The following is a 20719-nucleotide window of genomic DNA, read 5'->3' as shown; positions in this document are numbered from 1 at the left end:
ATTTTGCATTTCTGCGCAAGGCAGGGCATCATGCACGGTCGTTATGCATGACAACAAGAACATGAATGCTCCTCTCATCGTCAAATCGCCGCAAAGCCATCCCCACGTTCCGGAAACCGCCTTCGGCATCTGGTTCCTGCAAACGCATACCTGGACCTTGCATGTGCTTGAGCGCGCTTTCAAGGATCTGGAATCGCTGATCCCCGATCGTCGCGCATCCTATCCGGTGGTGGCCGATGTCGGTTGCGGCTGGGGACGTTCGCTGAAAAAGCTGCATGACCGTTTTGCACCGCAGCGGCTGATCGGCATGGACATCGATCCGACCATGCTGGAAGCGTCGGCGAAGGAGGTTGCGGCGGAAGGCGTCAGGGCCGAATTCATCCAGTGTTCGAGCGCGCACATGACGCTCGACGACAACAGCGTCGATCTGTTGTTCTGCCATCAGACTTTCCATCACCTGATCGAGCAGGAAGAAGCGACCCAGTAATTCTTCCGCGTACTCAAGCCGGGCGGCGTGCTGTTGTTTGCCGAATCGACCAGGCGCTACATCCATTCGTGGATGATCCGTCTGCTGTTCCGCCATCCGATGGAAGTGCAAAAGACCGCCGAAGAATATCTTGCACTGGTGCCCAGCGCCGGCTTCCGGGTCGCGCCGCAATCGATTTCCTATCCTTACCTGTGGTGGAGCAGGGAAGGCCTCGGTCTGATGGAACGCGTGCTGAGAATCAAGCCCGCGGCCGAGCGCGAAGAAACGCTGATCAACCTCGTGGCGGTCAAACCCGCCCTCTGAAAATCGACGGCCGGCTTCCCGACCGGCTGCATCGCCTTATCCTCCAAACACTTCCATCCACAGGCGCTTGACGCTGTCGCTTTCCTTTTGCACGCGCTCGATCGCCGTGCGTGCGCGCTCTTCGCCTTGCAGGCGGATCTGGTGTTGCAGTTTGCGGAACAAGCGATAGGCGTCGGCGACCTCGTCGGCCAGCGCGGCGTCGATCAGGCCGAGCGATCCGCACAGTTTCAACAGGGCGATATTGCCGATGTCGCCGGTCAGTTGCTGATATTGCGAGGCGTAGCGCAGCACCAGGAATTGCACGATGAACTCGATGTCGATCATCCCGCCGTCGTCATGCTTGAGGTCGAATTGCGTGCTGCGGTTCGGATGCGCCTGGTGCATCTTCATGCGCATGCCGAGCACTTCCTGCGTCAGTTTTTGCGGGTCGCGCTGCTGCCGCAGCAAGTCTTCGCGCAGGGCTTCGAAGCGGTTGCCGATGGCGGCGTCGCCGGCGCAGAAGCGGGCGCGCGTGAGAGCCTGGTGCTCCCACACCCAGGCCGAGTTGCGCTGGTATTTTTCAAAGGTCGCGAACGACGACACCAGCAAGCCGCTGGCGCCGTCCGGGCGCAAGGCGATGTCGATGTCGAACAATGTGCCGGCCGGCGTGTGCGCCGTCATCCAGGTGATGAAGCGCTGCGCCAGCTTGGCGTAGAGGCCGGGCGCTTCCTGGTCGTCGTCGTCATAGAGGAAGACCACGTCGAGGTCGGACACATAACCCAGCTCCTTGCCGCCCAGCTTGCCGTAGGCGATGACAGCGAATTGCGGCACTTCGCGGTGGCGATTGGCAATGGTTTGCCAGACCGCCTGGACGGTGGCGGCGACGAGGATGTCGGCCAGCGCCGACAGATGATCGGCGAGGCGCTCGACGCTCAGTTCGCCTTCCAGATCCTGGGCCAGCAGGCGGAACAGTTGCGCATGGTGGACCTCGCGCAGGATGTCCATCTGCCGCTCGGTGTCGCCCGGCGCGGTGTCGAGCCGGTGCTGGCAATCCTGGGCGAACGCCGGCCAGTCGGGCGGCGCCTTGAGGTTGCGGTCGTCCAGCAATTCATCGAGCAGGATAGGGTGCTGGGTCAGGTATTTGGCGGCCCAGTCGCTGGCGGCGATCATGCGGATCAGGCGCGTCAGCGCATGCGGATATTCGGTCAGCAGGGCCAGGTAGGCGGCGCGGCGGGCGATGGCTTCGAAGAAGTCCAGCAGGCGGCGCAAGGTCGGCAGGCGGGAGTCTTGCATGGCGCCGATGATAGGCAGCGCGGCATTGATCAACGCGATCAGGCGCGCGCGGCTGGCTTCCGGCAGCGATTGCAGGCGCGGCGACTGCAGCGTCGCCAGCATGCGCTGGGCGGCGGTGTCGACGTCGTCAAAACCGAGCGAGGCCAGCGTGGCGGCGATCGATTCGGCGCTCTCGCCGTCGTTGAGGTCGCAGGCGTTGCCGTCGCCATCGCTGCCGTCGTCGGCATTACCTTGTTTGTCGCTGAAGATGGTGTCGAATTCCCGGGCGACGATGCGGCGGTGTTTTTCCAGCTCGGCAAGCAATGTTGCGACATCGGCGCAGCCCATCATTTTTGCAACGATGAGCTGGTCGTTCTCATTGACCGGCAGCGTGTGGGTTTGGGCGTCTTCGAGATATTGCAGGCGATGTTCGAGATTGCGCAGGAACGTGTAGGCTTCCAGCAATTGCGCGACCACCCGAGGAGCCAGCAGGTTCTTGTCGGCCAGCGTGCGCAGCGTGGCGCGTGTGGAACGGTCGCGCAGCTCAGGGTCGCGGCCGCCGCGGATCAACTGGAACACCTGGCTGATGAATTCCACTTCGCGGATGCCGCCGCGGCCGAGCTTGACGTTGTTGCTGCGTTCCGGATGCAGCGATTCCTGGCGTTTGACTTCGGCGCGAATCTGCGCATGCATCGAGCGCAGCGCGTCGATGGAGCCGAAATCCAGGTAGCGGCGATAGATGAAAGGGCGGCTGACGGCTTCCAGCGCCGCGATGTCGTTGTCCTTGCCGGTCAGCGCGCGCGCCTTGGTCCAGGCATAGCGCTCCCATTCACGCCCCTGGCGGATCAGGTATTCCTCGACCATATTGTGGCTGGCCGCCAGCGGGCCGGAACCGCCATTGGGACGCAGCGCCATGTCGACGCGGAAGGTGAAGCCGTCTGCGGTGATTTCGGACAGCGCGGCGATCAGCTTTTTGCCGAGCCGGATGAAGAATTCGTGGTTGGACAGCGAGCGCTGCTCCGGCAGGTCGGCGCGGGTGTCGCCGTCTTCGGGGTAGACGAAGATCAGGTCGATGTCGGAAGAAACGTTGAGTTCGCCGCCGCCGAGCTTGCCCATGCCGAGCACGATCAGTTCCTGCTCGTCGCCCGATTCTTCGCCGATCGGCATGCCGTACAGCGCGGTCAGTTCCTGCATCAGCGCACGCAAATGGGTCTGCACGGCGAAATCGGCGAATTCGGTCATGGTGCGCACGACCTCGGCGAGGTCGGCCTTGCCGGTCAGGTCGCGTTCGATCAGCGTGCAGACCACCAGGTTGCGCAGGCGGCGCATGGGGCCGTTCAGCGCCGCCGCGGCGGCATCTGCGGAGCCGGCGGCATGCATGTCATTTTGTAAAACGCGCTCGAAAATGGCGCGGTTCAGGGATAATTGCGAGAATTCCGCCAACTGGGCGGGACGGGCGGCGTCGGCATTGGCCCAGCGGGCCAGGAACCGGGAGGCAGTCATGCTGTCGAGAAGGGAGTTGGTCACAAATTGTCAGGATGTCGGATTGAATACGAGGTTAACAATGGTAAATCCGGGGTTTTTCCCTATGAGAACGCATTCGCGGCCTCTAGGTCAAAACGCGCTTCCATGCGATGATGTTGCGCTACAACGTTTGTTTCATTCTACCGTGAGTTTTTACTCCTGCCCTTGATGTCCGAAGACCCAAAAGACGCCTCTGCGACGACCGGCCGCCTGGATGCGGGCTGGCGCACGGTGTGGTACACGGTGAAGGGGGCGTATTGTCATCTGAGTACGGCGACCCGCTGCATCCTCGGCGTCGCAGCCAAGCTGCTGGTGCTGGGCTATTTCATCTTCTGTGCGCTGTTCCTCACGCTGCGCTATGTCATCCTGCCCGAAATCGACAGCTACAAGGTCGACATTGAAAAGATCGCTTCGCGCGCCATCGGCCGTCCGGTCAGCATCGCCGACATCGACGCCTCCTGGAGCGGGTTGCGGCCCCAACTGGAGTTGACCGAGGTCGTCATCCACGATCAGGCCGGGAAGCCGGCGCTGGCCTTGCCCAAGGTTTCCGCCACCTTGTCGTGGTCGACCGTGCTGGTGGGCGAGTTGCGTTTTGAGAATCTCACCATCGTCAAGCCGGACCTTTCGATCCTGCGCGACGCCGACGGCAAGTTCTTCGTCGCCGGGCTGCCGACTTCCGGCGGACAAGACAATAGCGCCGGCGCCGACTGGGTGTTGTCGCAGCGCGAGATCGTGATCCGCGACGGCAAGATACGCTGGCGCGACGACAAGCGCGGCGCGCCCGAACTGGCGCTCAACGATGTCAATCTGGTGCTGCACAACCGGTGGCGCCTGCATCAGATGGCGCTGAAGGCGACGCCGCCGGCCGACTATGCCGCGCCGCTCGACGTGCGCGCCAGTTTTTACCATCCCAGCTTCGCCGGCAGGATTTCAGACGTGACACGCTGGAAGGGCACCTTGTACGCCGACCTGCGCAACACCGACCTGGCGGTCTGGAAGCCTTATTTTGATTATCCGCTGGAACTGAGCCAGGGCAAGGGATCGGTGCGCGCCTGGCTGGACCTGGATCACACCAAGGTCGCCAACTTCACCGCCGATCTCAGCCTGTCGAACCTGTCGGCTCGGCTGGACAAGCGACTGGAGCCGCTGCAACTGGCGCGCGTCGACGGCCGCGTATCCGGCAGTGAAATATATGCCCCCGACCTTCAGGACGGCATCCCGACCTTCGGCGCTAACGGCCACAAGCTGGCGCTGACCAATTTCTCGTTGCAGACTGAAGACGGTTTCGTGCTGCCGTCGACTACGATTTCCGAAGTGTTCGAGCCGGCGACGCGTTTCCATCCGGAGAAGATGAAAGTGGAAGCCGGGCTGCTGGATCTGGCGTTGTTGTCCAACCTGGCCGAGCGCCTGCCGCTGACGCCGTCGCAGCACAAGTTGTTGTCGGACCTGGCGCCGCGCGGCCAGCTCAAGGATTTTACGGTGCAATGGGAGGGCAGCTACCCGGAGATTCAGGCTTATCGCATTCGCGGCGGTTTCAGCGGGCTGAGCATGCAGGCGCAGGCGGCGCGTCCGGCGCAGCCCAAGACCGCGACCCAGCCTGCCCACACCGGCACGCCGGCGATTCCCGGTTATGCCAACCTGAGCGGACAGATCGATGCCACCGAGCGTGCGGGCAAGCTGAGCCTGGCTTCGCAGAATATGGTGTTCCAGTTGCCGGCGTATTTCGCCGACGGGTCCCTGCCGGTCGACAAGCTGGATTTGCAAAGCCACTGGGAAATCCAGAAAAATGACACCTTGCTGCTCCATGTCGACAGCATGGACTTCGCCTTGCAGGACATGGCCGGTACGCTCAGTGGCACCCATTTGCTGCCGTTGACGGGCAAGACGTCCGGTGCAATCGACATGAAGGCCAGATTGTCGCGATTCGATCTGAGCAAACTGGCGCGCTATCTGCCGTCGAACACCGCCAAGCCGGCGTCGGACTGGATTTCCGGCGCGCTCTTGGACGGCCAGGCCAGCGATGTCGACATCGTCGCCAAGGGCGAACTGGCGGATTTTCCGTTCCGCAATCCCAAGCCGGGCAGCAAGAGCGAGTTCAGGCTGTCGGGCAAGTTCGATCGTCTCAAGATCAACTATTCGCCGACGCACTTCGCAGCGGACGGCAGGTCGCCGGAGTGGCCGTTGCTGGAGGACGTCAGGGGTACCGTGTCGGTCGACCGCAGCCGCCTGGAGATACTGGCCGAGTCGGGTAAGACCCACGGCGTGGCGGTGTCGGATGTGAAAGCAAGTATTCCCGATGTACTCAAAGCCGATTCTGCGCTGGAAATCGACGGCGTTGCCGCCGGCGCGATGCAGGATTTCCTGCACTACGTCAAGGACAGCCCGGTGGCGCACTGGATCGGCAATTTCACCGACGACAGCAAGGCCGCCGGCAATGCGAAGCTGCAACTGAAACTCGAGTTGCCGCTGCATCATATCGTCGAAGCCAAAGTGGATGGCAACCTGCAATTCATGAACAACGACATCGCCTTGCTGGCCGGGTTGCCGACCGTGTACCGCACCAGCGGCAAGCTGGAGTTCAACGAAAAGGGTTTCAATCTGAACGGCATCAAAGGCACATTCCTGAACGAGCCGGTCACGGTGGCCGGCGGCACCCAGCGCGACGGCAATACGCTGGTCAGGGTGGATGGCTCGGTAACTGCCGACGGCCTGCGCAAGGCATACAGCCAGCCGGTGCTGCAGCGGCTGCTTGGCCGCCTGGGCGGCGCCTCGCGCTATACGGCCACCATTGCGGTGCGCCAGCATCTGCCTGAAATTACCATCGAGTCCAGCCTGCAAGGCATGGCGCTGGATTTGCCTGTGCCCTTGCAGAAGGCGGCCAACGAAAGCTGGCCGCTGAAGTTCGAAATCGTCGGTTTGCCGTCCGACGATCCGCTCGTTCAGCGAGATGAAATCAGGTTGTCGCTGGGTTCGGCGATGGCGGCGCGCTATCGGCGCCAGAAGGTGCTTGGCAAACAGGACGACTGGCAAGTGCTGAGCGGCGGCATCGGCTTCGGCCAGCCCGCGCCGCAGCCCGACAGCGGCCTGTCGGTGTACGCCAGCGCCAGGAGCATGAACATCGATCAATGGGTCAGTTTCCGCTCCGCAATCTCCAAAGAGCCGGACGGCCGCGAGACGCCGCCTGACCCGGGCATGAGCGCCTATCTCGAACCGGACGTGATTGCCGGCCGCGCGACCGAACTGCTGGTGATGGGTAAAAAGCTCGACAACGTATTGCTCGGGGCTTCGCATCAGAACAAGACCTGGCAAGTGAACATCGCCTCCGATCAGGCGACCGGTTACGCCACCTGGAGCGAGTCCGACAGCGGCCGCGGCCTGGGGCTGGTTACCGCGCGGCTGGCAACGCTCAATATTCCGAAGGGCGCGGCGGGTGACGTCAGCGACGTGCTCGAAAGCAACGGCGACAGCGCCACCAGGATTCCTGCGTTGGACATCGTTGCCGACGATTTCCAGTTATTCGGCAAGAAACTCGGCCGTCTTGAACTCAAGGCCAACAATGTGCGCGTGAGCATCGGCAGCGAGTGGCGCATCAACAAGCTGACGTTGATCAATCCCGACGCCGAGCTGCGTGCGGCGGGCAACTGGATGGCGTTCGGCCGAGACAACACTTCCAACCTGACGTATGCGCTGGACATCAGCGACGCCGGCAAACTATTGGAGCGCTTCGGCTTCGTCGGCGTGGTGCGCGGCGGCAAGGGACAACTCGACGGCGACGTCAGTTGGAAGGGCTTGCCGTTCTCGCTGGACATTCCCAGCCTGACGGGGCAGGTGCACATGGATATGCATTCGGGGCAGTTCCTCAAGGTCGATCCGGGCGCGGCCAAGCTGCTCGGTGTGCTCAACCTGCAAGCTTTGCCGCGCCGGCTGGCGCTGGATTTCCGGGATGTGTTTTCGCAGGGATTCGCATTCGACAATATCGTCGGCACAGCCTCCATCGCACAGGGGATTGCAACGACGGACAATCTCAAGATGACCGGTGTGGCGGCATCGGTGCTGATGAACGGTTCGGCCGACATCGCCAAGGAAACCCAGAACCTGCATCTGGTGGTCATCCCCGAGGTCAATCTCGGCACCGCCTCGCTGGTGGCGCTGGCGATCAACCCGTTGGTCGGCGTAGGAACCTTCCTGGCGCAATTGTTCCTGCGCAACCCGCTGATGAAGACTCTCACCTTTGAATATAATGTCACCGGGTCCTGGAGCGATCCGTTGGTGGTCAAGCAAGAGCACGCCACCGCCGACGCTAATGGCAAACCTGCCGCCAAATAACATCGATCCGGCATCCTAGCGGATGTGGGACGGACAACCTGCCAGCAGGCGTCCGACGACGTCCCAGCATCTCATACCGAGATGCGGTGCAACCGATTTCCAGGGGAGGCTGAGATGAACGAAACATACAAGGTCGCGGCGATACAGATGGTGTCGACGCCCGAGGTCGAACAGAACTTCGCCGCTGCGCGCAGGCTGGTGGCGCAGGCTGCCCGGCAGGGCGCGCAACTGGTGCTGCTGCCGGAATACTGGCCCATCATGGGCATGCATGAAAAGGTCAAGCTCGAGCATGCCGAGCATACGGACGATGGCAAGATCCAGACCTTCATGGTGGAGCTGGCGCGCGAGTGCAAGGTCTGGCTGGTCGGCGGCACGCTGCCGATGGCGTCGGATGAAGCCGACAAGGTGCTCAACACCACGATGGTCTACGATCCGGCAGGCCGCCGCGTGGCGCGCTACGACAAGATTCACCTGTTCAGCTTCGCGCGCGGCGAAGAAGCTTACGACGAAGCGCGCACCATCGTGTACGGCAACGAAGTCGGCGGTTTCACTGCGCCGTTCGGCAAGGTCGGCCTGTCAATCTGCTACGACCTGCGTTTTCCCGAGCTGTACCGCGCCATGGGCGACTGCGCCCTGATCGTGGTGCCGGCCGCATTCACCTACACCACCGGCCAGGCGCACTGGGAAATCCTGCTGCGCGCCCGCGCCATCGAGAACCAGTGCTACGTGCTGGCGTCGGCGCAAGGAGGCAAGCACATCAACGGCCGCCGCACCTGGGGCCACAGCATGCTGATCGATCCCTGGGGCGAGATCGTCAGCGTGTTGCCGGAGGGCGAGGGCCTTGTTATCGGCGACATCGACCCCCATCGTCTACAATACGTACGTGAAAGCCTGCCTGCATTGAAACATCGCAAGCTATAAAAGTTGTTGCAAACTAACTACTCCCTATGAAAACATTCGAACCCAATCTCAGCGCGCTCGGTATTGCTCGCGATGTCCTGCTCACGCCATTCGGCCTGGACGAAGCCAAGTTGCTGAAAACACTGGGCACCATGTTTACCCACAAGGTCGACTACGCCGACCTGTATTTCCAGCTCACCAAGAGCGAGGGCTGGAGCCTGGAAGAAGGTATCGTCAAGACCGGCAGTTTCTCCATCGATCAGGGCGTCGGCGTGCGCGCCGTGTCGGGCGACAAGACCGCATTTTCGTATTCCGATGAAATCTCGGAAGCCATCCTACTCGACGCCGCGGCGGCAACGCGCACCATCGGCCGCCAAGGCGCGGGCCGCGTCAAGATTGCGGGCAGCATGCAGCCCAACGGCGGCCGTTCGCTGTACCTGCCGCACGATCCGCTGACTTCGCTGGATGCGACCGCCAAGGTCAAGCTGCTGGAGCGTATCGAACGCATCGCCCGCGCCAAGGATCCGCGCGTCGTGCAAGTCATGGCCAGCCTGGCCGGCGAATACGACGTGGTGCTGGTCGCCCGCAGCGATGGCGTCATCGCCGCCGACATCCGCCCGCTGGTGCGCGTGTCGATCACCGTCATCGCTGAACAGAACGGCCGGCGCGAAATGGGCAGCAGCGGCGGCGGCGGCCGTTACAGCTATGCTTACTTCAACGATGAATTACTGGAAAAATATGCCTCCGAAGCGGTCGCCACCGCATTGGTGAACCTGGACGCGCGTCCGGCCCCGGCCGGTCCGATGACCGTCGTCCTCGGACCAGGCTGGCCCGGCATCCTGTTGCACGAAGCGATCGGCCACGGCCTCGAAGGCGACTTCAACCGCAAGGGCTCGAGCACCTTCGCCGGTCGCATCGGCGACCGCGTCGCTGCCAAGGGCGTGACCGTGGTCGACGACGGCACCATTGCCGATCGCCGCGGTTCGCTCAATATCGACGACGAAGGCAATCCTACCCAGTGCACCACGCTGATCGAAGACGGCATCCTCAAAGGCTACATCCAGGACACCATGAACGCGCGCCTGATGAAGATGCCGGTAACCGGCAACGCGCGCCGCGAATCGTTTGCGCACCTGCCGATGCCACGCATGACCAACACCTACATGCTGGCCGGCGACAAGGACCCGGCGGAAATCCTGGCGTCGGTGAAGAACGGTTTGTACGCCGTCAACTTCGGCGGCGGCCAGGTCGATATCACCAACGGCAAGTTCGTGTTCTCCGCCAGCGAAGCCTATATGATCGAAAACGGCAAGATTTCGTATCCCGTCAAAGGCGCCACGCTGATCGGCAATGGTCCTGACGTGCTCAATCGCGTTTCAATGATTGGCGACGATATGAAGCTAGATTCCGGCGTCGGCGTGTGCGGCAAGGAAGGTCAAAGCGTGCCGGTGGGCGTCGGTCAGCCGACCTTGCGCCTGGATGGCGTGACCGTGGGTGGAGCCGCATAAACTATGTATGCGAGGCATTGATTGATGGTTTAAATGCAAAAAAACGTCATTCAATGCGGTTTTTGTGAGTAATTAATGAACGGTGTTGCCAAAGCCGGGAATTTGTTGCATTATCTTTTTTCGTTGGAATTAACCACAGATTGAACAATGTCTTTCGTCCGCGCTTACTTCTTTTATTTTTACTTTAGCTATTCCAGCCCCACGGCGGTGAAAAGCGGTAAGCGTTCGTAAGCAGAGACCAAACCGAATTTCTAAAAAACCGCCAGTGATGGCGGTTTTTTTTTACCCATTCGAATTTTCAAAATTCAGATTGCAATCAGGAGAAAAAATGCCGCGCACCGACGATCTACGTATCCGAGAAATGAAAGAACTGACACCCCCCTCGCATTTGATCCGCGAATTCGGCGGCAGCGAAAAAGTGGAAAACACGACGGCCGAGTGCCGCACCGCCTTGCATCGCATCTTGCACGGCCAGGACGACCGCGTCATGGTCGTGATCGGCCCATGCTCGATCCACGACACCAAGGCCGCGATGGAATATGCGCGCCGCCTGGTGGTCGAACGCGAACGCCTGAAGGGCGAGCTGGAAATCGTCATGCGCGTCTACTTCGAGAAGCCGCGCACCACTGTCGGCTGGAAGGGCCTGATCAACGATCCCTACATGGACAACAGCTTCCGCATCAACGACGGCCTGCGCACCGCGCGCGAACTGCTGCTGAACATCAATGAACTGGGCCTGCCGGCCGGCACCGAGTTCCTCGACGTGATCAGCCCGCAATACATCGCCGACCTGATCAGTTGGGGCGCCATCGGTGCGCGCACCACCGAATCGCAGGTGCACCGTGAGCTGGCTTCCGGGCTGTCATGCCCGGTCGGTTTCAAGAACGGCACCGACGGCAATATCAAGATCGCCGTCGATGCGATCAAGGCGGCGTCGCAGCCTCACCACTTCCTGTCGGTCACCAAGGGCGGCCACTCGGCCATCGTCTCGACCGCCGGCAACGAGGACTGCCATATCATCCTGCGCGGCGGCAAGACGCCGAACTACGACGCCGCCAGCGTGGACGCCGCCTGCAAGGACATCGCCAACAGCGGCCTGGCGTCGCGCCTGATGATCGATGCTTCGCACGCCAATAGCTCGAAGAAGCCGGAAAACCAGATTCCGGTCTGTGCCGACATCGCGCGCCAGATCGCCGGCGGCGACAGCCGTATCGTCGGCGTGATGGTCGAGTCGCATCTGGTTGCCGGGCGCCAGGATCTGGTGCCTGGCAAGGAACTGACTTACGGCCAGTCCATTACCGATGGTTGCATCAATTGGGAAGAAAGCCTGGGCGTGCTGCAAGGCCTGGCTGATGCGGTCAAGCAACGCCGTCTGGTGACCGGCGACAAGGAGTGATATTTGGGAAGGCAATACGGCAAGGATGATGAATTCATCGTATCGCCATCTCCAATAAAAAGCGCCGGCATCTGCCGGCGTTTTTCATGTTGCGCGCCAATGAATCAGTCGCGGAAGTTGTTGAATTCCAGCGGCAGGTCCTTGATCTCCTTGCGCAACATTGCCATCGCGGCTTGCAGGTCGTCGCGCTTGGCGCCGGTCACGCGCACGGCGTCGCCCTGGATGCTGGCCTGCACCTTCATCTTGCTGTCCTTGATGACGCGTACGATCTTCTTGGCGTCTTCGGTTTCGATGCCGTTCTTGACCTTGATGACCTGCTTGACCTTGTCGCCGCCGATTTTCTCGATCTTGCCGTGGTCGAGGAAACGCACGTCGACGTTGCGCTTGGTCATCTTGTTGGTGAGCACGTCGCGTACCTGGCCGAGCTGGAATTCGGAATCGGCATAGGCGGTCAGGTCGCGTTCCTTTTGCTCGACGCGGGCGTCGCTGCCCTTGAAGTCGAAGCGGGTGGTGATTTCCTTGTTGGCCTGGTCGACGGCATTCTTGACTTCGACCAGATTGGCTTCGGAGACGGTATCAAACGATGGCATGGCGATTTCCTTTATTGTCCTGTAGCATCCTGTCAATAGCGCAATAGCGTAATAGTGCGTGATGGACGGGCTTGCACCTGAAAGCCGTGATTTTAACGGACAACAGGGATTGAGGCTACGCCCGACGGCTGCACGGCAGTCGCTGCGCTATAATCCTGCGCTTATGTTTCCCATTCCAGTACAGCGGGACTTCTCCCTGCGCCATCTCAATACGTTCGGCATCGACGCCAAGGCGGCGGTTTACCTGCAGGTCGACGGCATCGACACCTTGCTGGCGGTAAGAAACGACAAGGAGTTGTCGATGTTGCCGCGCCTGATCCTCGGCGGAGGCAGCAATCTGCTGCTGACCCAGGATTTTCCCGGCTTGGTCTTGCACATGCGCGGGGCCGGCATACGCGTTGTCGGCGAAGATGAAACTTCCGTGTACGTCACGGCGGGCGCCGGCGAGACCTGGCATCGCTTCGTACAGTGGACGCTGGAGCTCGGGCTCGGCGGCCTGGAAAACCTGTCGCTGATCCCGGGCAGCGTCGGCGCCGCGCCGATCCAGAATATCGGCGCCTATGGCGTCGAGGTCAAGGACCGCTTCCATAGCCTGACCGCGTTCGATTTCGTCGACGGCAAGACGCTGACGCTGGACAATGCCGCTTGCCGCTTTGCCTACCGCGACAGCATCTTCAAGCACGAGCTGCGCGATCGCGCCGTGGTGCTGGACGTGACGTTCGCCTTGCCCAAACAGTGGCAGGCCAACATCAATTATGCCGACGTGATGCAGGAATTGTCGGCGCGGCAAATCACATCGCCGTCGCCGCGCGACGTCGCCGATGCGGTGATCTCGATCCGCACGCGCAAGCTGCCCGACCCGGCGCAGATCGGCAACGCCGGCAGCTTCTTCAAGAATCCCATTGTGTCGGCGCAACAACGCGACAGCCTGCTGGCGCTGCATCCGCAACTGGTGAGCTACGCTCAGCCTGATGGGAGCTGCAAACTCGCAGCAGGCTGGCTGATCGATCAATGCGGCTGGAAGGGCAGGTCGCTGGGCGCGGCCGGCGTATATGAAAAACAGGCGCTGGTGCTGGTCAACCGGGGCGGTGCCAGCGGCAAGGAAATCGCGGCGTTGGCGCAGGCGATCCAGGCCGACGTGCAAGCCAGATTCGGCGTGAGGCTGGAGCCGGAACCGGTGTTCATCTGATCCCTCATTTTACCCATTCTGCAGATACCCAAAAAAAACGCGGCCAGGTTTCCCCGGCCGCGTTTCTTATTGATTGCGCTTGGCTGATCAGCCGAAATGGCAGACGTAGTCCAGCGTTGCGGTGACTTCGATATCGAAGCTCGAGTTGCCCGGCACATTGAAGCTGGTGCCGGCGGCATAAGTCTTCCAGGTTTCTTCGCCCTTCAGGCGCACGTTGCAGCTACCGCCGTTGATTTCCATGATTTCCGGCGCGCCGGTGTTGAAAGTCAGCGACGACGGCAGGATTACGCCGAGTGTCTTTTTGGTGCCGTCGGCAAAAATCACGGTGTGCGAAACGCACTTGCCGTCGAAGTAGACATTGCCCTTCTTGAGGACGGTGACGTTGTCGAATTGAGTGGTCATGTTGTGTGATTGTCGTTGAAATTTATTTCGTATCTTTCGCATCTTTTTCGAGCAGCGGCAGCGACACGGCGGTGCTGGTCGCCAGCAGGCCGGTGCTTTGGTAGATCGCCAGCTTCTGGCGCGTATCGCTGATATCGAGGTTGCGCATGGTCAGTTGGCCGATACGGTCTTGCGGCGAGAACGCGCCTTCGCCTTTTTCCATGGTCAGCCGTTCCGGCTGATAGGTCAGGTTGGCCGACTCTGTGTTGAGGATCGAATAGTCGTTGCCGCGACGCAGCTCGATAGTGACTTCGCCGGTGATGGCGCGCGCGACCCAGCGTTGCGCGGTTTCGCGCAGCATGATCGCCTGCGAGTCGAACCAGCGGCCCTGATACAGCAGGCGGCCCAGTTTGCGGCCGTTGTCGCGGTATTGCTCGATGGTGTCTTCGTTGTGGATGCCGGTGATCAGGCGCTCGTAGGCGATGAACAGCAGGGCCAGGCCCGGCGCTTCATAGATGCCGCGGCTCTTGGCTTCGATGATGCGGTTTTCGATCTGGTCGCTCATGCCCAGGCCGTGACGGCCGCCGATGCGATTGGCTTCCATCATCAGGTCGACCAGGTTCTCGTACACCACGCCATTCAACGCCACCGGACGGCCTTCTTCGAAGCGCACGCTGACTTCTTCGCGCTTGACTTCGACGTCGTCGCGCCAGAACGCCACGCCCATGATCGGCTGGACGATCTTGATGCCGCTGTTCAGGTATTCGAGGTCCTTCGCTTCGTGTGTCGCGCCCAGCATGTTGGAGTCGGTCGAATACGCCTTTTCCACCGACATCTTGTAGTCGAAGCCGGACTTGATCATGAACTCGGACATTTCCTTGCGGCCGCCCAGTTCGTGGATGAACTGATCGTCGAGCCAGGGCTTGTAGATACGCAGGTTGGGATTGACCAGCAGGCCGTAGCGGTAGAAACGCTCGATGTCGTTGCCCTTGAAGGTACTGCCGTCGCCCCAGATGTCGACGTTGTCTTCGCGCATTGCCGCGACCAGCATGGTGCCGGTGACGGCACGGCCGAGCGGGGTGGTGTTGAAATAGGTGACGCCGGCGGTCGAGATGTGGAAGGCGCCGCTTTGCAGCGCGGCGATGCCCTCATTGACCAGTTGTTCGCGGCAATCGATCAGGCGCGCCAGTTCGGCGCCGTAGGTCTTGGCCTTCTTCGGGATTTCGTTGTAATCCGGCTCGTCGGGCTGGCCCAGGTTGGCCGTGTAAGCGTAAGGGATGGCGCCCTTCTGGCGCATCCAGTGCAGCGCAGCGCTGGTATCGAGGCCGCCAGAGAAGGCGATGCCGACTTTTTCGTTGACCGGAACGGATTGCAGGATGTTGGACATGATGGTTCTGACTGGGTTGTTGTAACTGGGGATGTACGTTAATTGAGTTTGCCGAGCACCAGATATTCGAGCAAGGCTTTTTGCACGTGCAGACGGTTTTCGGCTTCTTCCCAGACGACCGATTGCGGGCCGTCGATGACTTCGGCGGAAACTTCCTCGCCGCGGTGCGCCGGCAGGCAATGCATGAACAGCGCGTCCTTCTTGGCGCGCGCCATCTTGGCCTGGTCGACGATCCAGCCGTCGAAGGCTTTCAGGCGGGCGGTGTTTTCGTCTTCGTAACCCATGCTGGTCCAGACGTCGGTCGTGACCAGATCGGCGTCCTGGCAGGCATCGGCCGGATTGGCGAAGAAGGTATAGCGGGTATTGCCATGCGAGACCAGCTTGGGATCGATGTCGTAGCCCCTGGGCGTCGACACGTTGACGTGGAAGCCGAACACTTCGGCGGCTTGCAGCCACGAATACAGCATGTTGTTGGCGTCGCCGACCCAGGCCACGATCTTGTCCCTGATCGAGCCGCGCTGCTCGATGTAGGTGAAGACGTCGGCCAGCACCTGGCAGGGATGGTGTTCGTTGGTCAGGCCGTTGATGACCGGCACGCGGGAATAGGCGGCGAAGCGGTCGATGATTTCCTGACCGAAGGTGCGGATCATGATGACGTCGCACATGCGCGACATCACCTGCGCCGCGTCTTCGATCGGCTCGCCGCGGCCGAGCTGGCTGTCGCGGGTGTTGAGGTAGATCGCCGCGCCGCCGAGCTGGTGCATGCCGGCTTCGAAGGACAGGCGGGTGCGCGTGGAGTTCTTTTCGAACACCATGACCAGCGTGCGATCGGCCAGCGGATGGTGCGGCTCGTAGTTCTTGAACTTGCGTTTGATGACGCGCGACCGTTCGATCACGTACTCGTACTCGTCAAGCGTAAAGTCGGAAAACTGCAGGTAATGTTTGATTGCCATAAATAAAAACGGCGGCCAGTGGCGCCTGCCGCCGATTGTTGTGTAGGGTAGGAAGAGTCTGTTGCCAGACCCCTCCCCCCTAAGAACCGTACGTGCGATTTTCACCGCATACGGCTCAAGCATAATAAAAGTCCCTAAGCAGGAACCGGTTTAACAACAGTCAGACCAAGACTATGCACTTGCGAATGACAACTAGGATGCAATAATACGCGATTTCCAAGGGCATCGGAACCGCCAGCCATACGGTAAACAATATGGTGGTCATGCCATCCGGTGTCCAAATCCATCGGAAAGTTGCAATAAGCACACAAACCGCCTTGGTCGGCGTACAAGCGAGTCCATTCCGACCGATAACGCATGCGTTTCAGCATGCGGTTCTGGCGGAGGGTCTCCCCGTACAACTCCCATTCCTGATCGTAGGGGTGATACGCCCCTTTGATCTTCGTGTGTCGCTCAATAACGGTGCTCGCAAGCGAGTAAAGCTGTACCGTTTCCTTGTTACCCTCCGCATTGACAACGTCAGTAGCAAATACCCAACTTTGACCCTCGATGGCTCGCCAATATCGCCGGCTAATCCATTCTGCGTTTTTGTTCGGGTGTCTGCGTTTGGCCCATCTCATCAGTCGCCAGAACAGGAGCGACTGCATCCGAGAGAAGGCCTGTTTGGCTACTACGGGGCTGTGATACTGCGCCCAGCCTCGTAATATAGGATTCAACAAGCGGATAAGGTCTTCTTGTTTCATCCCCAAACTTTCGCCGATGATCTTTCTGAGCTTTTCATAGAACGCTTGCGCATTTTTCTTACTTGGCTTGATAAGCAGTTTTTCCTCGTATTTCCGGAAATTCCACCCCAGAAAGTCAAAACCTTCATTGATGTGCACGATCTTCGTCTTTGCCGCGGCTAGTCGCAATCCTCTAACAGCTAGAAATGTTTCTACCCACGGCACGATCTCTTGTTCCAGAGTATCTTTCGAGACGCCGGTGATAACGAAATCGTCCGCATATCGTACGACACCAACTTTCAGTTTTCGTGTTCCGGTTACGCCGAATTTACCCTCAAGGTGGCGGTAAAGATCGGCTTCCAGACCGTTCAGCGTCCAGTTGGCCAGAGCAGGGCTGATGATGCCCCCTTGCGGCGTTCCTGACGTTGTTGCAAGCAACTGCGACCGGTCGATAACCCCGGACTTCAACCACTTGTGGAGGATCGACTTGTCCATAGTGACGTTGTCGAGCATCCATTTGTGGTTAATGTTGTCGAAGAAGCCTTCAATATCAGCGTCCAAGACCCATTGGGCCGAAGCCTTCTTGGACATGGAGATGAATATCTGGCTCATCGCATCCGCCGTCGAGCGATTCTTCCGAAACCCATAGGAGTTCGGATCGCTGTTGGTTTCCAGTACGGGGTCCAAAGCAAGTAAATGCAGCGCTTGCATGGCCCTGTCCCGCATGGTCGGTATGCCCAATGGGCGTAGCTTGCCATTTGGTTTAGGAATGTAGACCCTCCTTAATGGCAGGGGGCGGTAACGATGTTTCACTAACGTCGCAATCGCGGCAAATTTCTGTTGCGGTGTTTCCCATAACTTCTGGTCGACACCCGCTGTTCGTTTGCCTTGGTTTTCTGTCACTCGTTTAACCGCTAATGCCTTCGCACAAAACGAGTGGGTGAGCCATCTTTGCAAAGCTTTCGCTTTACGCCATTGACCCGCCTGTGTTGCCTTCGCTAGGCGATGCTGCATGACTCTCACGTTCTTTTGGACCAGACGCCAGTTGATGTTCGTCCAGTCTGATGGAGCGTGTGAGGCCGCAGAATCGACCTGATTAGGGTTGATTACTCTCATGCTGATCCTCATTGGTTGTACCCACTGAGGACGCAATTTCTCCCCGAAGGGATGGACTGCGTCCCTTCGGGCGATAGAAATAAAGTTAAACCTAGGTCATCCAACGTGCTTGACGACTATTACACCAGATGGAAGTTAGCGTGCTTTCACACTGGGGCAAATCTAGAACCCCTATCCCGGCCATTACAGCCGAGCATTCGCTTTTTCCATCCTCCCATACCCACTCCTCCAAGGGCGTCCCTTGCGGGTTGCTTGCCCCGTCGCGATAAACTGCGGGGGGCGGAAGATTGGGCTTACCACGTTCCCCATAACACCGATGCGACAGACAGCGTCGTATCTAATTAGGAAGGGTCTGTCTATTCCCCGGTAGCTCTGAAGACGACGTACTTTTATCAGTCACAAAAGTATCCGGCTACGTACCTTTTGGTTAGAGCCAAAGCAGCTTAGGCTCATCAATCGTTACGAGGATTCAGGCGACAGTTCACATATGTTACCCATCTAATATTTGCCTAGCCTCTCGACCGCTATGCTGCTAGCAGTGTCCAGCATCCAACTCACGTCAGGGTGCCGCCGTTTTTACGCGGGAGTACATTGTTCCTAAAGCTTCACACCTGACTGTTACCAGTCACGCATGTTCAGGTAGGCAACGAACGGTCGTACGTTCGGTCCCGTTCCGGTATCCCCGATGAGGGAGTGGTCGGTGGGACAAGGTGATATGGAGCTTGATTACCACGGTGTAGAGACAGGACCTAGGTCATGTTTAACGATCCCGTGCGGGATTGTCAGAGGTATGGACGAGAATTCCACAGCTCATGCGCATAACAGCAACTCGCCTTGTGGGAGGAATGAGCAGGAGCGTAGTAAAGCCTAGGGGTAACCCTAAGATTTAAAACGACACCCGCGCAAACCCTTTCGGGTGCCGTTCTGTTAATAGATAGACCAGAAATGGTTTCTCTACTTGGGGTACCAAATAAGCCTGGTACTCCCTCTGTAAGTGGTAACCCACTCTTTGTGTGATGCTGGTATCCCCAGCTGGTTGCACCTAAGAAGAGGTGCCCGAGACCCATGGAAGAGATTCGGTACAGATGGTTATTTAAGAGGGCCATCCCCTCTACACGTGAGTGACGTGTCGCACAACTGCTTCAATTATAAGGGATTCGGCTTAAAAAGATACCCAAAAGCAGCGATTCGGCGGTCCGCATCCAAGCACGAGGCGGCATGCGCGATTGCGGCGCGTCGCCAGTGGACATACTTCCGCCGAAGTTGCCGCACGGACATGTTTTCGAGTGAGTTAAATGACCGCTATTGTCAATAAGTTATTGGCGCGCGCTCCTTTTCAGGGATCATTCAGCGATCCTCATCTCAAATGAAAAAAGCCGCTCGATCAATGAGCGGCTTCCTCGTCTGCAGCAATCGGCATCATCAATACAGTTTCTGTGACGACTCATGCAGCAACTGCGCATACAACTGATGCCGCATCGGCGCGATCTCACCGCTTTCAACGGCCGCCAGGACAGCGCAACCCGGTTCGGTCAGATGGTGGCAGTTATAGAACTTGCAGTGGCCCAGATACGGTGCGAATTCGCGGAAAGCGCGCTCCAGCATGCCTTCGCTGAGCTGGTACAAGCCGAATTCCTGGAAGCCGGGGGAGTCGATGACGGCGGTGTCGTCGCCCATCGCGTACAGGCGCGTGAAGGTCGTGGTGTGCTTGCCGGTGTCGAGCGCTGCCGAAATTTCGCGCACGGCGATGTCGGCGTCGGGCACGATCAGGTTGATCAGCGAGGACTTGCCCATGCCGGACTGGCCGATCAGGATGGTCGACTGGCCTTGCAGCAAGGGCAGGAACGCGTTGCGCGTGGCGTCGGGCTGCGCCAGCGCCGACACCTCATGCACCGGGTAACCGAGCTTGCTGTAGACAGTCAACCGTTCGCGCGTCCTGGGCAGCGAGGCGACGATGTCGGTCTTGTTGAGTACGATGTGCGCCGCCACGCCGGCTGATTCGGCCGCCACCAGCGCACGCGAAATCAGGTCATCCGAAAATCCCGGCTCCGTCGCCACCACAATGAACATTTGCGTGACGTTGGCCGCCAGCAGTTTGGATTTGTATTGGTCCGAGCGATACAACAGCGTCTTGCGTTCGGCGATCGATTCGATCACGGCCTGGTTGGGCGAGGTGCGCGTCAGGTTCACCCGGTCGCCGACGGCCACATCGCTCTTTTTGCCGCGTGTGACGCACTGCAGCTTTTCCGCGCCGACTTGTGACAGATAATGGCGGCCGTGCGCCGCGATGACCGTGCCTGTTTCCACATCGTTTTTCTTTGCCGTCATGCTCGGGAAAACGTCTGATGGAATACGGCGTCGACCTTGGCGGCACAGATGAAATCGTTGACCGACAAGCCGCCGCGTCCTTCATTGACGCTGTGCGTGTCGAACTTCACCACGCAGCGGTTATAGGTCACGACCAGCTCAGGATGATGATCCTCGTCGTGGATGACGTAGGCGATGGCATTTACGAACGCCAGCGTCTCGTGATAATCCTGGAACGAAAAAGATTTGACCAGTTTGGCCTGCTCCAGCGTCCAGCCCGGCACCAGCGGCAGGTATTGCCCGATCTCGCTGTCGGTCAGCGCGGCGACCTGGTGCTGGCTTTTTTGCGCCAGCAGGGTTTCGGTTGTCAGTATCATGA

General features: G+C 59.6%; 13 protein-coding genes and 1 pseudogene. 6 read left to right on the top strand and 8 right to left on the bottom strand.

Going from position 1 to position 20719, the window contains the following annotated elements; all coding sequences use genetic code 11:
• Window positions 1–61: 61 nt before the first annotated feature.
• Window positions 62–790: pseudogene (locus RV1423_RS05610) on the top strand (class I SAM-dependent methyltransferase).
• A gap of 36 nt (window positions 791–826) precedes the next feature.
• Here the strand turns inward: RV1423_RS05610 and glnE are convergent.
• Window positions 827–3544: a bifunctional [glutamate--ammonia ligase]-adenylyl-L-tyrosine phosphorylase/[glutamate--ammonia-ligase] adenylyltransferase gene (gene glnE, locus RV1423_RS05605; protein ID WP_034294128.1), complete on the bottom strand. Its 2718-nt coding sequence runs from the start codon at window positions 3542–3544 to the stop codon at window positions 827–829.
• Window positions 3545–3733: 189 nt separating this feature from the next.
• On the opposite strand from glnE, the gene RV1423_RS05600 reads away from it, so the two are divergent.
• From RV1423_RS05600 to aroG, 4 genes are all read left to right on the top strand, one after another.
• Window positions 3734–7891 (top strand): YhdP family protein, encoded by a 4158-nt coding sequence (locus RV1423_RS05600; protein WP_034294126.1) that lies wholly within the window; start codon window positions 3734–3736, stop codon window positions 7889–7891.
• A gap of 114 nt (window positions 7892–8005) precedes the next feature.
• Entirely contained in the window at window positions 8006–8812 is an 807-nt protein-coding gene (locus tag RV1423_RS05595; protein ID WP_034294125.1) for a carbon-nitrogen hydrolase family protein, read from the top strand.
• A gap of 26 nt (window positions 8813–8838) precedes the next feature.
• Window positions 8839–10299 carry a metalloprotease TldD gene (tldD, locus tag RV1423_RS05590; RefSeq protein WP_034294124.1) on the top strand — a complete coding sequence of 487 codons (1461 nt, stop codon included), beginning with the start codon at window positions 8839–8841 and terminating at the stop codon, window positions 10297–10299.
• Window positions 10300–10627: 328 nt separating this feature from the next.
• The gene (aroG, locus tag RV1423_RS05585) at window positions 10628–11695 is read left to right on the top strand and encodes a 3-deoxy-7-phosphoheptulonate synthase AroG (RefSeq protein ID WP_034294122.1); all 1068 of its coding nucleotides are present in this window, start codon (window positions 10628–10630) and stop codon (window positions 11693–11695) included.
• Between the two features lie 104 nt (window positions 11696–11799).
• Here the strand turns inward: aroG and RV1423_RS05580 are convergent, their stop codons facing one another.
• Complete coding sequence (locus RV1423_RS05580) at window positions 11800–12285, bottom strand: YajQ family cyclic di-GMP-binding protein (RefSeq protein ID WP_007880288.1); 486 nt, start codon at window positions 12283–12285, stop codon at window positions 11800–11802.
• Between the two features lie 163 nt (window positions 12286–12448).
• On the opposite strand from RV1423_RS05580, the gene murB reads away from it, so the two are divergent.
• On the top strand, window positions 12449–13474 hold the full coding sequence (gene murB, locus RV1423_RS05575; protein WP_034294119.1) for a UDP-N-acetylmuramate dehydrogenase: 1026 nt from the start codon (window positions 12449–12451) through the stop codon (window positions 13472–13474).
• Window positions 13475–13561: 87 nt separating this feature from the next.
• Here murB and RV1423_RS05570 read toward each other — a convergent pair whose 3' ends face one another.
• From RV1423_RS05570 to RV1423_RS05545, 6 genes are all read right to left on the bottom strand, one after another.
• A complete protein-coding gene (locus RV1423_RS05570; RefSeq protein ID WP_034294116.1) occupies window positions 13562–13876 on the bottom strand; it encodes a pyrimidine/purine nucleoside phosphorylase in 315 nt (104 codons plus the stop codon).
• A gap of 22 nt (window positions 13877–13898) precedes the next feature.
• Window positions 13899–15242 (bottom strand): argininosuccinate synthase, encoded by a 1344-nt coding sequence (gene argG, locus RV1423_RS05565; RefSeq protein WP_034294114.1) that lies wholly within the window; start codon window positions 15240–15242, stop codon window positions 13899–13901.
• Between the two features lie 38 nt (window positions 15243–15280).
• A complete protein-coding gene (gene argF, locus RV1423_RS05560) occupies window positions 15281–16195 on the bottom strand; it encodes an ornithine carbamoyltransferase (RefSeq protein WP_034294112.1) in 915 nt (304 codons plus the stop codon).
• Between the two features lie 134 nt (window positions 16196–16329).
• Window positions 16330–18033 (bottom strand): group II intron reverse transcriptase/maturase, encoded by a 1704-nt coding sequence (gene ltrA, locus RV1423_RS05555; RefSeq protein WP_231502064.1) that lies wholly within the window; start codon window positions 18031–18033, stop codon window positions 16330–16332.
• A 1422-nt stretch (window positions 18034–19455) separates the two neighbouring features.
• A complete protein-coding gene (gene rsgA / locus RV1423_RS05550) occupies window positions 19456–20361 on the bottom strand; it encodes a ribosome small subunit-dependent GTPase A (protein ID WP_034294108.1) in 906 nt (301 codons plus the stop codon).
• Window positions 20358–20717, bottom strand: a complete 360-nt coding sequence (locus tag RV1423_RS05545; RefSeq protein WP_034294107.1) for a 4a-hydroxytetrahydrobiopterin dehydratase — start codon at window positions 20715–20717, stop codon at window positions 20358–20360. The genes rsgA and RV1423_RS05545 overlap by 4 nt, the downstream gene beginning before the upstream one ends.
• Between the last annotated feature and the right edge of the window lie 2 nt (window positions 20718–20719).

The sequence above is a fragment of the Herbaspirillum sp. RV1423 genome (assembly GCF_000577615.1).
Taxonomy (GTDB): Bacteria; Pseudomonadota; Gammaproteobacteria; order Burkholderiales; family Burkholderiaceae_D; genus Herbaspirillum.
Note: the sequence above shows the minus strand (reverse complement) of the source record. Positions and strands in the feature narration are given on the sequence as shown.

Excerpts from the sequence above, each read along its gene's own strand:
- glnE (WP_034294128.1), bottom strand. The coding sequence starts at position 3,544 with ATGACTGCCTCCCGGTTCCTGGCCCGCTGGGCCAATGCCGACGCCGCC.
- RV1423_RS05600 (WP_034294126.1), top strand. The coding sequence starts at position 3,734 with ATGTCCGAAGACCCAAAAGACGCCTCTGCGACGACCGGCCGCCTGGAT.
- RV1423_RS05595 (WP_034294125.1), top strand. The coding sequence starts at position 8,006 with ATGAACGAAACATACAAGGTCGCGGCGATACAGATGGTGTCGACGCCC.
- tldD (WP_034294124.1), top strand. The coding sequence starts at position 8,839 with ATGAAAACATTCGAACCCAATCTCAGCGCGCTCGGTATTGCTCGCGAT.
- aroG (WP_034294122.1), top strand. The coding sequence starts at position 10,628 with ATGCCGCGCACCGACGATCTACGTATCCGAGAAATGAAAGAACTGACA.
- RV1423_RS05580 (WP_007880288.1), bottom strand. The coding sequence starts at position 12,285 with ATGCCATCGTTTGATACCGTCTCCGAAGCCAATCTGGTCGAAGTCAAG.
- murB (WP_034294119.1), top strand. The coding sequence starts at position 12,449 with ATGTTTCCCATTCCAGTACAGCGGGACTTCTCCCTGCGCCATCTCAAT.
- RV1423_RS05570 (WP_034294116.1), bottom strand. The coding sequence starts at position 13,876 with ATGACCACTCAATTCGACAACGTCACCGTCCTCAAGAAGGGCAATGTC.
- argG (WP_034294114.1), bottom strand. The coding sequence starts at position 15,242 with ATGTCCAACATCCTGCAATCCGTTCCGGTCAACGAAAAAGTCGGCATC.
- argF (WP_034294112.1), bottom strand. The coding sequence starts at position 16,195 with ATGGCAATCAAACATTACCTGCAGTTTTCCGACTTTACGCTTGACGAG.
- ltrA (WP_231502064.1), bottom strand. The coding sequence starts at position 18,033 with ATGAGAGTAATCAACCCTAATCAGGTCGATTCTGCGGCCTCACACGCT.
- rsgA (WP_034294108.1), bottom strand. The coding sequence starts at position 20,361 with ATGACGGCAAAGAAAAACGATGTGGAAACAGGCACGGTCATCGCGGCG.
- RV1423_RS05545 (WP_034294107.1), bottom strand. The coding sequence starts at position 20,717 with ATGATACTGACAACCGAAACCCTGCTGGCGCAAAAAAGCCAGCACCAG.